Genomic DNA, 13,628 nt, shown 5'->3' with positions numbered 1-13,628 from the left:
GATGATGTCCTGACCGCCAGCTTAATTTTGCGCGATTGTCAGGTCTTCCACGAGGTTTTTCAACACCAGAAATTCACCAACCGCCGAGCAATCCGGCATTTGCACTTTCAAGGGCTTACCGCAATTGGCCTCCGTCACCTCGGCCTCAACACTCACTTTGACATCGCCAACTTGGCTCGAGATGCCTGTTGGGAAGGTATACACTTCCGCCTGTCTGGCAACCGACAGGTCCGAATTTCCCAAAGACACAAGGAAGCCACCTTTGCCGCCGGCTAACGCACCAACATCGCGCGGGTGCTCCCGCCAGACATGTCCAACCTCCCCGTATGCGGCACCAAATTCTCTGGCGTGAAGCTCGGCGCCGCCTTGCCCCATCCAGGAAATGACCACACGGTCATAGAAGGCCAGACTGTCCACGACAGTTGTGGCTTGCGCCGTATCACCATTTGCAAAAGACGCACTCACCTCCGCGGCCTCGTCCAACGCCGGGATCAACACTTTCAATGCACCTTCCTGAGGCAACAGCATGTGGAACATCAGATTCTCATGCATAAACATGACCGTATCGCCCGCATGGCAAGGCGCATTCAAACGCACATCAATCAAGGCCCCAGCCGCTGGCTCTGCCGACATGAGCGGCGCACAGCCTAACCGGGGCGGACTTTCTTCCGTTGGCAAAATGCCAACGGGGATGTCGTCCGCCACTGCTAGCAACACCGGCTCCAGCAACAGATCACCTCCATGCCCGTGGTCACTCGGCAAACTTGGCAATGAAGCTGTACCTAGCATTTGAGGCGCAACAAGGTCCTGCGGGAGTGGAATTGCCGAGGTCGGCTTGGAACCTTCGACTGCTTCATCATGCACCAACACAGCGGCTTCCGACGTCTGCATTGCAAAGCCAATACACATAGCCATCGACACGGTGGCAAAGGACAACGCATACCGGCGGTAAGCATGTTTCAGAATGGGCATGATTGCTCCTGTTTTGGCTACTGCTCTTGCGGCAAGTTCCCAAACAAAAAGGGCGCCCATAAGGCACCCTTTTGATCTTTGTCTGTCGGTTTTTAGCGCAGATCAGGCCAGTCGACCGTGGCAATGTTTGAATTTTTTACCAGATCCGCACGGACACGCTTCGTTCCGGCCAGGGTTTCCCCAAGTCGACGGATCATTTTCATCAAAGCCCGCCAGCGCCTCGCCTGCTGGCTCTGGCGCGGCCTGCGCCGGTGTGGAGCCCGCCTGAGCCTGAGCCATCAAAGCCTGCTGACGCATCACCATCTCTTGCTGCAACTGCTGTTGCTCTTCCTCGGAAATAGGCCGCACACGTGACAGGGTTGTGGTCACATCTTCACGCAGGCTGTCGAGCATGCTTTCAAACAACTGGAACGCTTCATTCTTGTACTCATTGAGGGGATCACGTTGCGCATAACCACGGAAGCCAACAACAGACCGCAGGTGCTCCAGCGTCAAAAGGTGCTCACGCCACTTAGTATCAATCGTCTGAAGCAAGATTTGCTTCTCAATCATACGCATGGCGTCCGGCCCGAAGTTGGTGGCCTTGGCTGCCATCATCTGGTCCGCCGCATCTTCTAGACGCTCGCGGATGTTGTCATCATCCACACCTTCCTCAGCCGCCCATTCGATCACAGGCACGTCCACGCCAAGGTGCTCAATTGAAGACGCGTAAAGCCCTTCTGTGTCCCACTGATCCGCGTAGGTTTTAGGTGGCAAATACTGCTCCACCATGTCGCCGATCACTTCGTGACGCATGTCCTGCACAATCTCGGACAGGTCGGCCGCTTCCATGATTTCACGACGCTGAGAGAATACCACCTTCCGCTGATCGTTCATCACGTCGTCAAACTTCAGAAGCTGCTTACGAATGTCAAAGTTGCGGCCTTCCACTTTGGCCTGGGCGCGTTCCAGAGATTTGTTCACCCACGGGTGCACAATCGCTTCGCCCTCTTTCATACCGAGAGAAGACAAAACCTTGTCCAGTCGGTCAGAGCCAAAGATGCGCATCAGGTCATCTTCCAAGCTCAGGAAGAAAGACGACCGTCCAGGGTCCCCCTGACGGCCTGAACGACCGCGCAGCTGGTTGTCGATCCGGCGGCTTTCATGGCGTTCGGTTGCCAGAACAAAAAGACCACCGGAGTCTTTGACCGCCTGCTCATCACCTTTATGTGCTGCTTCGATATCCGCACGAATTTTCTCGTGATCACCGTCGGGGTTTGCGGCAATTGCTTCCAGCACTTTGAACTCGACGTTGCCGCCCAGCTTAATATCGGTACCTCGGCCCGCCATGTTGGTCGCTATGGTCACTGCGCCAAGTTTACCGGCGTCCGCAACAATCTGCGCTTCCTGCTCGTGCTGACGCGCGTTCAGAACGTTGTGCTTCACGCCCGCTTTCTCAAGCAAGCCAGACAGAAATTCGGACTTCTCAATCGATGTTGTGCCAACAAGGATCGGCTGCCCTTTTTCATGGGCTTCTTTGATCGTCTCGACAATTGCATCAAACTTTTCACGCGCAGTGCGATACACTGCATCGTCTTCGTCCACACGCGCCACACCGCGGTTGGTTGGCACTTCGACCACGCCGAGGCCATAGATTTCCTGGAATTCTTCAGCTTCCGTGGCCGCGGTACCGGTCATGCCACCCAGTTTGTCATATAGACGGAAGTAGTTCTGGAAGGTCACCTGCGCCAGGGTCACGTTTTCAGGCTGAATATCGCAGCCTTCTTTGGCTTCAATCGCCTGATGCAGGCCTTCGGACAAACGACGGCCCGCCATCATGCGGCCGGTGAACTCGTCGATCAGCACAACCTGCGCGTCCCGGACAATGTAGTCTTTGTCCTTGGTGAACAGCTTATGCGCCCGCAAACCCTGGTTCACGTGGTGCACGATGGTTGTGCTTTCCGGATCATAGAGGCTCTGACCTTCCGGCAGCAGCCCGCGCGCATGCAGGTGCTGTTCAAGGAACTCGTTACCGTCATCCGTAAAGGTCACATTTTTGGACTTCTCATCCACCGTGTAGTGATCGTCCTGCAAATCCGGGATCAGTTTGTCGATCGCGATGTACATTTCCGTACGGTCCTGCGAGGGACCGGAAATGATCAATGGCGTCCGTGCTTCGTCGATCAAGATACTGTCGACTTCGTCCACAATCGCGAAATGGTGGTTGCGCTGGGACATGTCGGCGAGCTCGCCTTTCATGTTGTCACGCAGATAGTCGAAACCTAGCTCATTGTTGGTCGCGTAAGTCACGTCACAGGCATACGCTGCGCGTTTCTCGTCCTCTGGCTGCTGCGGGTACACAACGCCAGTGGTCATGCCCAAAGCGCCAAAAACGTTGCTCATCCATTCCGCGTCACGTTTTGCCAGATAATCGTTCACGGTCACAACGTGCACGCCCTTGCCGGTGAGCGCGTTCAGATAGGCTGGGAAGGTCGCCACAAGGGTTTTACCTTCACCCGTCTTCATTTCCGAGATGTTGCCCTGGTGCAGGAAAATGCCGCCCATCAACTGCACGTCAAAGGCCCGCAGACCCAAGGCACGTTTTGCGGCTTCACGACAGTTGGCAAAGGCTTCGGGCAAAAGTGCATCAAGGGACCCGCCACCTTTCGCACGCTCGGACAGTTCTTTGGTTTTGTCCTTGATGCCCTCGTCTGTCAGCTTCTCAAATTCTGCTTCAAGCGCGTTGATCTTTTCTACGATCGGTCGCGTCGCCTTGACCTTGCGATCGTTTGGCGTGCCAAACACTTTTTTGGCGAGTTTTCCGAAACCGAGCATGTAACTTGTCCTTCGTTGACGCTTTCGTGCGTGGCTAATTCTTGCTGTCCCGGCTCTGTGCTCCTAGAAACGGGGAAACAGCCTGTTTGCCTTGAACACAAAGCGATGTAAGGGGCGTCAGGAACAGTGTCAACGCCGCCAACCCACGCGGCACAAGCCAAGGACAAAACGATGTCAAAACACCTCAATTTTTTGCGTGCCGGCGTGATTGCTTTTTACGGTGCGCTGCCTGCCTTTGCCGAGGATGCGCCGTCGCTTGACACCGTTGTTGCCTCCGTAAACGGGGAAGTCATCACACTTGGGGAAATGATCTCGGTGCGCGCGGGTTTGCCTGAGCAGTATCAATCAATTCCAAGTGATGTCCTGTTCAACAGCATCCTGGATCAGCTTGTGCAGCAAACCGCGCTCGCCCAAAGCCTGGGCGAAGCCATTCCCCAGCGCGTTGAGATTGCGCTGAACAACGAACGCCGCACCCTCCTGGCTGCCGAAGCGCTTGAAGGTTTTGTGCTGCAGAACGAACTGAGCGAAGACGAGTTGCGCGCCGCCTACGACGACAAATACCAAGGCTTTGTCGGCGAAGACGAGTTCAACGCAAGCCACATTCTTGTTGCCACTGAAGAAGAGGCAAAGGCGATCCGCAAAGACCTGACCGACGGCGCTGACTTTGCCGAGACCGCGATGGCCAAATCCACCGGACCGTCTGGCGCCTCCGGCGGAAGCCTTGGCTGGTTCGGGATGGGGCAAATGGTCAAACCCTTTGAAGACTCTGTGATGGGCCTCGCTGTCGGCGAAATCTCTGCGCCTGTGCAAACCCAATTTGGCTGGCATCTGATCCTGTTGAACGACGCTCGCAAATCACTCGCTCCTTCTTTTGAGGACGCACGAACCGAGCTCGAAAACGATGCCCAGCGTCGCGCGGTAGAGGCCTTCATCGCGACGACTGCTTCTGAGGCAGACGTGGATCGGGCCAGCGCAGAGGCAATTGACCCGAACGTGTTGGCAAAAACCGAATTATTGAACCCAAACCCGGTGCAGGATCAGTAAATGGCCAAGATTGAACATGTGTCTCCTCTGGCGCCCGAGCGGTTCCCGGACCTTCCTATAATCAAAGGCGCATCCTTCGCTGCTGTTGAAGCGGGAGTGAAGTACAGCGGGCGCAAGGACGTCATGCTGGCTGTTTTGCAACCAGGAAGCGTGGTAGCCGGGGTCTTCACCAAATCTGCGACGCGGTCCGCTGCAGTGTTGGATTGCCAAGTCAAGATTGGTTCAGATCATCCTGCAGGGGCAGCCATTCTAGTAAACGCCGGCAACGCAAATGCTTTCACAGGCAGCAATGGGGAAAGCTCGGTCAGGGCTGTGACGCAGGCCGTCGCTGCGTGCACTGGGCTGCCGGAAAACCGGGTGTTCACGTCGTCGACCGGCGTGATTGGCGAACCACTGCCGCACGACCGGATCACCGCGAAGCTGGACGACTTGCACAACGGTCTCTCGGACAACCGCATTGAGGACGTCGCCGAAGCCATTCGCACGACAGATACCTTTGCCAAAGGTGCATTCAAATCGGTCACAATCGGCGGCCAGACGGTCAATATCTCCGGCATCGCTAAAGGGTCCGGCATGATCGCGCCCGACATGGCGACAATGTTGGTTTACATCTTCACCGACGCCAAGATCAGCCGCGCGGAGCTTCAAACACTGGTGTCTGATCTCAACGAAATCACCTTCAATGCCATCACCGTCGACAGCGATACGTCTACGTCTGATACCCTGCTTGTGGCCGCCACAGGAGCGTCAGAAGTTGAAGTCTCCAGCGCTTCTGAGGGCTTCAAAACCGCGTTGCATGACGTGATGCGAGATCTAGCGCACCAAGTGGTTCGCGACGGAGAAGGCGCGACCAAGTTTGTCGCGGTAAAAGTGACCGGGGCGGCTTCCAAGTCGGACGCCCGCATCCATGCCTCCGCCATCGCAAATTCCCCACTCGTCAAAACCGCCATCGCTGGCGAAGATCCAAACTGGGGCCGCGTTGTGATGGCCATTGGTAAATCCGGCGCTGCGGCGGATCGGGATTTGCTGAGCATTCGGTTTGGCGATGTGCTCGTGGCTGAAAACGGCTGGGTGGCTCCCTCTTACAATGAGGAAGACGGCGCCAAGTACATGAAGCGTCAAGACATCGTCGTACATGTCGATCTAGGGTTAGGAGACGCTGAGGACACGATGTGGACCTGTGACCTGACCCATGGCTACATCACCATTAACGCAGATTACCGCTCATGAAGACCATTCTTGTTGCTGCCGTCGCCCTGATTGACGTCGATGGTCGGATTTTACTTGCACAACGGCCAGAGGGGAAATCCATGGCTGGGATGTGGGAATTTCCGGGCGGGAAAATCGAAGCGGGCGAAACGCCTGAGGTCGCCCTGGTGCGCGAGCTAAGAGAAGAGCTTGGTATCGACACCTGGGAAAGCTGTCTCGCACCGCTGACCTTTGCGTCCCACAGTTACGATGATTTCCATTTGCTGATGCCACTCTTCGCCTGTCGCAAATGGAATGGCATTCCGTCGGCGCAGGAGGGGCAGACATTGGCTTGGGTCAGAGCGAAAGACCTGCGCAATTACGAGATGCCGCCCGCCGATATTCCGTTAATTCCAGTCCTCAGAGATTGGCTTTGAGGGCACAAACTGTGCAATTGGTCGACTTTTGAGCAACATTTTGTAGCAGTTTGCGAAACCGACGGCTTTCCTAAGGCGTGATTGTGTCCTAACATGAAACTTATGTGACCGGCGCCTATGCACCAAATGTTAACCAATTTACTGTTTCATCGATGTCAATCAAATGGGGATTTTTGACATGCTTAAGACGATCACAGTTGGAAGTTGTGTTTCTATTCAAGGACAGGTGATCAAAAACCTGCCAGATGGTCGGGTTTCGATCCGCGTCGGAGACACGGTGTACTTTGGGAAGCCGATCTCCTAAGAGTGCAACCATTCAAGAAAAAGGCCGCCTCTCACGTAGGAGGCCTTTTTCTTTTCTGTGTACGGCGTCACAAGGACGCTGGATTAATCCAGCGTCCTTGTGACTTCTTCACGCTCAAAGATTTCGATCACATCGTCAGCGCGGATATCGTCGTAGTTCTCAAATGCCATACCGCATTCCTGACCAGACTGAACCTCCGCCACTTCATCTTTGAAGCGCTTGAGCGTCTTCAGAGTACCTTCGTGGATCACCACGTTGTCACGTAGCAGGCGCACACCGGCGGAGCGACGCGCCACACCTTCGGTGACGATACAACCAGCCACTTTGCCGACACCGGTAACTTTGAACACTTCTTTGATCGCAGCGTAGCCGATGAAGTTCTCACGGATTTCTGCAGACAGAAGACCCGAAGCGGCCGCCTTAACATCATCCACGAGGTCATAGATCACTGAGTAGTACCGGATCTCCACACCCTTTTGGTTGGCAGTGTTGCGCGCAGATGCGTTGGCACGGACATTGAAGCCCATGATCGGGGCACCGGAGGCTTCGGCCAGACCTACATCAGTCTCGGTGATCGCGCCAACACCATGGTGCAGCACGCGGACGCGGACTTCGTTGTTGCCGATTTTTTCCATCGCCTGAACGATGGCCTCAGCAGAACCTTGAACATCCGCCTTCACCAGAATTGGCAGCTCGGCAACGTTCTCGTCTTCCTTGGCCTTCTGCATCAGCTGTTCCAGCGTGGTCGCTGCGCCAGCTGCCGCACGTTTGTCCTTGGCAGCTTGCTCACGATACTCCGCGATTTCACGCGCCTGGGCTTCGGTCTCGGTCACGTTCAGAACGTCACCGGCTTCAGGTGTGCCGTTCAGACCAAGCACCTCAACAGGCACCGATGGACCAGCTTCTTTGACACGTTCGCCTTTGTCGTTGATCAGCGCACGAACCTTACCGTACTGCTCACCCACAACGAAGATATCGCCTTGCTTCAGCGTACCGGTCTGAACCAGAACAGTCGCCACAGGACCACGGCCCACATCAAGCTGCGCTTCGATCACAGCACCCTGTGCTGCACGATCCGGGTTGGCTTTCAGCTCCAGAATTTCCGCTTGCAGCGCAATGGCTTCGAGCAGTTCATCCAGACCTTGGCCGGTGTGTGCAGAAACTTCGACGTCCTGCACTTCACCAGACATCGCTTCCACGATCACCTCATGCTGCAGAAGCTCTGCGCGCACTTTGTTTGGATCTGCGGCAGGTTTATCGATCTTGTTGATCGCCACGATCATTGGTACTTCGGCCGCCTTGGCGTGGTTGATCGCTTCGATTGTCTGCGGCATGACGGAGTCGTCAGCAGCCACAACCAGAACCACAATGTCGGTTACCTGAGCACCACGCGAACGCATGGAGGTAAAGGCAGCGTGGCCTGGCGTATCGAGGAAGGACAGCGTTACGCCATCATCGGTTTTCACCTGATAAGCACCGATGTGCTGCGTGATGCCGCCTGCTTCGCCGGACACAACCTTCGCGTCGCGGATCGCATCCAGAAGCGAGGTTTTGCCGTGGTCAACGTGGCCCATGATGGTGATAACCGGAGGACGTGGTTGAAGATCTTCTTCCTTGTCCTCGACATCAGCAATCACGTCTTCCACGTCCGCGTCGGAAACGCGCACAACCTTGTGGCCGAATTCCTCGATGATCAGTTCCGCAGTGTCCGCGTCAATCGACTGGTTCTGTGTGACCATCATACCCATTTTCATGAGCTCTTTCACAACGTCGGCAACACGCTCGGCCATACGGTTTGCAAGCTCCGACACCACAATGGCCTCCGGTAGCTGCACGTCACGCACAACCTTTTCGCGCTCAACCTGACCACCCATAGCTTTCTGACGCGCGCGCTCTTGCTTACGCTTCATCGCCGCCATGGAACGATGACGGTTGTTCTCGCCACCGGTTGCCTGACCCAGTGTCAGCTTGCCGGAACGACGGCCATCATCACGACCTTTGTTGCCGCGACCACGCTGTTCACGCTCACGGTCCGCTTTGCGCGGTGTTGCAGCTGGTGCTGGTTTGCCAGATGGTGCGCCACGGCCTTGCGGTGTGGAAGACGGCGCAGGTGCAGCAGCTTCGGCAGCCGCACGTTTCGCAGCAGCTTCGGCAGCTTCTTTTTTCTTGCGCTCTTCTTCTTCCGCTTTCTTGCGGGCACGCTCTTCGGCTTCGCGCTGTTCGCGTTCTTTGGCTTCCGCCTCCAAACGGCGACGCTCACGGGCTTCCGCGCGTTCTTTTTCTTCCGCTTCACGCTTTGCAGCGTCTTCAGCTTCGCGGGCCTTAGCAGCCTGTAGCGCCTTCAGACGGCGCTCCATTTCCGCATCAGAAATGCCGGATGGGCGGCGAGAAGGGTCGCCACCTGGCTTCGCCGAACCGCCGCCAGTTTTGGCCGCGCCGGGCTTAGGCACCACAACGCGCTTACGCTTGGTTTCCACCACGACATTTTTCTTACGTCCGTGGCTGAAGCTCTGCGTTACATTGCCGGGGCGGTTGCCGCCGCGCAGACCCAAGGTTTTTTTACCGTCGTTATCGCTCATCTGGCTGTCTTGTCCTTCCCGGAGGCCGCTGCCACCGTTTCTTCGCGTACGCCTTTTAATCTTAGGGCTTCCTCTACAACACGTTTTGTGAGTCCGCCAGACGCAAGCGCTCCATGTATCACAGTTTGTCGCCCAAATGCCAAACCCAATTCGGCAGATGTGAGCCAATCTATGTGGTGACCTCCATAAGGAGGCCGTAGTTTCGATTTGCCACGTTCCGAGCCATCGCTCGCTTGCAGCAGGACCTCGGCCTCATCTTTGACAAGCCAGTCCTTCACTTTCTCATATCCGGTCACAGCAGAGCCGGATTTACGCGCGAGGCTGATAAGCTCAACCGTGCGTCGTCCCAGTTGCCTAGACACCTCGCCCACCAAATCTTCAGGCACTGTGACCTGCTGTTTGGCAGTGCGGGAAAAGACACCCTTTTTAGATGCCTTCGCCAGTACAGATACCGATGCCGTCACCCACATGCCCCGTCCAGGCAGCTTGCCGGTGACATCTGGCACAACCTGCGCGTCCGGGCCGACCACAAAACGGATCAACCTCTCTTTTGGCGCCACAGCGCCGGTGACAATGCACTTGCGCTCTGGCGTGTCGCCCTTTTTGCCGGGACGGCCACCGCGGCTCATCTCACGCCCTCCGAGGCCTGAGATCAGGCCTCAGCCTCCTCAGTAGCGTCTACCTCACCTTCTTCGGCAGCAGCTTCCAGCTCGGCAGGATCAACCCATCCCAGAACGATGCGCGCGGTCATCACCATATCTTGCGCTTCTTCCAGCGTGACACCAAATGGCTCCAGCACACCGTCATCTTTCACACGCTCAGTGCCATTGGTGGTCCAGCCACCGGCCAGCTCCCAATCTGCGCATGTCGCAAAATCTTCAAGGTTCAAAACGCCATCCTTGGCCAGCGCTTCGATCATTTGGGGTGTCAGACCCTCAAATGCAACCAGGCTGTCCTGAACACCCAATTCACGGGCGGCGTCCAGCGCAGCTTTGTTTTGCGCATCGATGTAGTCACGCGCACGGGCCTGAAGCTCACCAGCGGTACCTTCATCTACACCGTCGATGACCAGCAGTTCGTCAATCTCAACATAGGCAACCTCTTCGAGGTTTGTGAAACCTTCCGACACCAGAAGCTGGGCAAAGAACTCGTCCAGATCCAAAGTTTCCATGAACAGCTTGGTACGCTCTTCGAACTCTTTCTGACGACGCTCGGATTCTTCCGCTTCGGTCATGATGTCGATGTCCAGCGCGGTCAGCTGGCTTGCCAGGCGCACGTTCTGACCACGGCGACCAATGGCCAGAGACAGCTGTTCATCTGGCACAACCACTTCGATTTTGCCGGCCTCTTCATCCAGAACAACCTTGGACACTTCCGCAGGCTGCAACGCGTTCACAAGGAAGGTCGGCTGATCTTCGTTCCAAGGAATGATGTCGATTTTTTCGCCCTGAAGCTCATTAACAACCGCCTGAACACGGGAGCCACGCATACCAACACAGGCACCAACTGGATCAATTGAACCATCGTGGGAGATTACAGCAATCTTTGCGCGCGAGCCCGGGTCACGGGCCACAGCCTTGATGTCGATGATGCCATCATAGATTTCAGGCACTTCCATCTTGAACAGCTCGGCCATGAACTCTGGCGCGGTACGGCTCAGGAAGATCTGGTGGCCACGTGGCTCACGGCGCACTTCCTTGATGTAGGCGCGGACGCGGTCGCCGGAGCGATAGCTTTCGCGGCCAATCTTGTCGTTGCGGCGCAGCACGGCTTCTGCACCACCCACGTCAACAATCACGTTGCCAAACTCTTCGCGCTTCACGGCGCCGTTGATGATGGTACCTGCGCGGTCTTTGAAATCTTCGTACTGACGGTCACGCTCAGCTTCACGCACTTTCTGCAGGATCACCTGCTTGGCGGATTGCGCGGCAATACGGCCCATTTCAACTGGCGGCACTTCTTCGATGAACTGCTGGCCGATTTCTGGGTTTTCCATGTACTGCTTGGCCTGCTCAACAGTGAACTCGGCCTGATAGTTTTCCAACTCTTCGTCGGCAACCACTGTCCTCACACGGGTAAATGTCGCTTTGCCGGTTTTGCGGTCGATGGACACGCGAATGTCCATTTCGGCGCCGTAGCGGCTCTTGGCGGCACGGGCGAGCGATTCTTCCATCGCTTCGACCACGAGACCCGGATCGATCATTTTCTCACGCGCCACCGCTTCGGCGGTTTGAAGCAGCTCGAGCTGGTTTGCAGAGGTGATTGCCATGATTTTACTCCTCAGACTCGCCGGACGCTTCTTCGCCGGTCTCGATGTCGTCAAATTCGTCTTCGTTCAGAATGCCCGCTTCTTTGCGCGCCTTGAGCATCTCTTTGATAAGGTCATCGGTCAGCATCAGCTTCGCATCGGCCAACCAGTCAAAGTTCAACCCAACCGTAACGGTTTCGCCTTGATCCTCGATGTTGATCAAAACATCTTCGCCTTCGATGCCAGCCAGAATGCCGCGGAACCGCTTACGCCCGTCGATGAGCTCAGCGGTCTCAACTTTGGCTTCATAACCCTCATAGGCCTCAAAGTCTTTCATCCGTGTCAGTGGGCGATCTACACCGGGACTGCCAACTTCAAGCGTATAAGAATCCGCGAGCGGATCTTCGACGTCCAGAATGGCGCTCACCGCATTGGAGATTTGTGCGCATTCGTCCACTTCGATGCCGCCACCTGGCCGCTCAGCCATGATCTGTAACGTGTGGGTCTTGCCGCCCATCAAACGCAGGCGCACCAATTCAAACCCCATATCCTCAATGACTGGGGCAACAATATCTGCCAGCTTGCGGTCAATCGCCGCTTTGGCAATGAGGTCACTCATAGGCGTGTTCCAAGCACAAAAAAACGGGCCCGCGGCCCGTCGATCTTTCCCGGTGGAGCGTTCAGGCTAACCCGTCCGCGCCGCTGTTGAGAGGGATATACGTTGACAAGGCTGAGTCTGCAAGCCCCCAGAGGAAATATGCCTACGCACGCCACCAGCGCTCGGCAAAACGTGCATTGTCGAGAGCATACTGCGCGCCAATCGTTTTGGGGGTTCCGATTTTATTGGAAGTGGCTTGGAGATGATTGGCAAAGGCCGGGACAACAAGACTGCCATCGCGCTGCACAAGGCGCTGTAGTTCCCCATAAAGGCCCTGTCGCTTAAGTGCATCCATTTCAGATCGCGCCTTAGAGAGTAGTTCATCCGCCTGACGATCTTGCCACGCTGTGTGATTCCACATTCCGCCTTTTGCGAGGTAGGTGGACATCGCCCAGTCCTCGGTGGCGCGACCCGCTGAAAAATGGAGCGACGCAGCTGCAGGATCTTGAGCAATTTCGACGCGCAAGCCAATTTGCGCCATTTGAGCCCCAAAAGTTTCCAGAACTGACGCGAAATCCCGCATCGACTGCGGCGACACAGCAAGGCATAAGCGCTCAATACCCGCACTTTTTAACAATGACTTAGCCCGCTCCGGATCATACGGAGCCAAATCGGACTGGTCTGAAAAATAGGGGTTCGCTGGACCAATCGGCGTGTCCCAGCCAACCTGACCGAAACCCTGCAGGCTGGACTGTACAAACGCGGGTCGATCCAAGCCGTATTTCACCGCTCGCCGGACGGCATCTGCTTGCTGCGCATTAAAATGCCCCCCTATGGCAAAGCTGTAATGCTGATTCCCCGCCAAATTTTGAAGCGTCACGCCCTTATGGGTCGCAATTTGCCGCGCATGGGTCGGTGCGATTTGCCCGGCGACCTCAGCATTCCCTTCAAGGAGCGCATTCAATCGAGCGGATGGATCGGTTTCGTTCACGTAGTGCAAAGCCTCAAAGAAACCGGCCTTTTCGCCCTTGTAGTGATTTGACACACGACGCGCGCGCAAGGTCTGACCCGGTAAAAACTCCTCAACTTTGTAGAGCCCTGTACCAATCCCGTTTTGCATCGCCAACTCAACGTAGCCGGCAGGATAAACCACCAAATGATAATCGGACAGCAAGTAAGGAAAATCGGCGTTTGGCGCGTGAAGGGTGAACTGAACCTGATGTGACCCAACTATCTTAAGCTCCGACACATCACGCAGAAGTGGCTCAACGGGCGACGAGTGTTGCCCCAAATGCAAGGCAAAGGTTTCAAGCACATCCTGCGCCACAAATGATTTGCCGTTGTGAAACTGCACATCCTTGCGCAGATCAAATGTCCAGACCCGCGCATCTGCGCTGGCGGTCCAGCTTTCCGCCAACTCTCCGCGCAGAGCCCCGTCGGGACC

At 56.0% G+C, this 13,628-nt stretch carries 10 protein-coding genes; 3 read left to right on the top strand and 7 right to left on the bottom strand.

Going from position 1 to position 13,628, the window contains the following annotated elements:
- Positions 1-21 precede the first annotated feature (21 nt).
- Together SIB38_RS03540 and secA are read right to left on the bottom strand one after the other, a co-directional pair.
- Positions 22-972 (bottom strand): translocase, encoded by a 951-nt coding sequence (locus SIB38_RS03540; RefSeq protein ID WP_412551397.1) that lies wholly within the window; start codon positions 970-972, stop codon positions 22-24.
- Positions 973-1,074: 102 nt separating this feature from the next.
- Positions 1,075-3,786: a preprotein translocase subunit SecA gene (secA, locus tag SIB38_RS03535; RefSeq protein WP_412551396.1), complete on the bottom strand. Its 2,712-nt coding sequence runs from the start codon at positions 3,784-3,786 to the stop codon at positions 1,075-1,077.
- A 171-nt stretch (positions 3,787-3,957) separates the two neighbouring features.
- On the opposite strand from secA, the gene SIB38_RS03530 reads away from it, so the two are divergent.
- From SIB38_RS03530 to mutT, 3 genes are read left to right on the top strand one after another with little or no spacing between them, the layout of a single operon-like run.
- Positions 3,958-4,830 carry a peptidylprolyl isomerase gene (locus tag SIB38_RS03530; protein ID WP_412551395.1) on the top strand — a complete coding sequence of 291 codons (873 nt, stop codon included), beginning with the start codon at positions 3,958-3,960 and terminating at the stop codon, positions 4,828-4,830.
- Positions 4,831-6,060: a bifunctional glutamate N-acetyltransferase/amino-acid acetyltransferase ArgJ gene (gene argJ / locus SIB38_RS03525; protein ID WP_412551394.1), complete on the top strand. Its 1,230-nt coding sequence runs from the start codon at positions 4,831-4,833 to the stop codon at positions 6,058-6,060.
- A complete protein-coding gene (mutT, locus tag SIB38_RS03520; protein ID WP_412551393.1) occupies positions 6,057-6,455 on the top strand; it encodes an 8-oxo-dGTP diphosphatase MutT in 399 nt (132 codons plus the stop codon). The genes argJ and mutT overlap by 4 nt, the downstream gene beginning before the upstream one ends.
- A gap of 387 nt (positions 6,456-6,842) precedes the next feature.
- Here the strand turns inward: mutT and infB are convergent, their stop codons facing one another.
- The 5 genes from infB to SIB38_RS03495 form a co-directional block, all read right to left on the bottom strand.
- On the bottom strand, positions 6,843-9,338 hold the full coding sequence (gene infB, locus SIB38_RS03515; RefSeq protein WP_294117999.1) for a translation initiation factor IF-2: 2,496 nt from the start codon (positions 9,336-9,338) through the stop codon (positions 6,843-6,845).
- Positions 9,335-9,967 carry an RNA-binding protein gene (locus SIB38_RS03510; RefSeq protein WP_412551392.1) on the bottom strand — a complete coding sequence of 211 codons (633 nt, stop codon included), beginning with the start codon at positions 9,965-9,967 and terminating at the stop codon, positions 9,335-9,337. The genes infB and SIB38_RS03510 overlap by 4 nt, the downstream gene beginning before the upstream one ends.
- A gap of 23 nt (positions 9,968-9,990) precedes the next feature.
- Positions 9,991-11,607 carry a transcription termination factor NusA gene (nusA, locus tag SIB38_RS03505; RefSeq protein ID WP_412551391.1) on the bottom strand — a complete coding sequence of 539 codons (1,617 nt, stop codon included), beginning with the start codon at positions 11,605-11,607 and terminating at the stop codon, positions 9,991-9,993.
- A 4-nt stretch (positions 11,608-11,611) separates the two neighbouring features.
- Positions 11,612-12,205 carry a ribosome maturation factor RimP gene (gene rimP, locus SIB38_RS03500; protein WP_168590900.1) on the bottom strand — a complete coding sequence of 198 codons (594 nt, stop codon included), beginning with the start codon at positions 12,203-12,205 and terminating at the stop codon, positions 11,612-11,614.
- A 142-nt stretch (positions 12,206-12,347) separates the two neighbouring features.
- Positions 12,348-13,601, bottom strand: a complete 1,254-nt coding sequence (locus SIB38_RS03495; protein WP_412551390.1) for an ABC transporter substrate-binding protein — start codon at positions 13,599-13,601, stop codon at positions 12,348-12,350.
- Positions 13,602-13,628 lie beyond the last annotated feature (27 nt).

It is taken from the genome of Shimia sp. MIT910701 (assembly GCF_047126315.1).
GTDB lineage: Bacteria > Pseudomonadota > Alphaproteobacteria > Rhodobacterales > Rhodobacteraceae > Shimia.
This window is presented reverse-complemented; position numbering and strand designations above follow the sequence as displayed.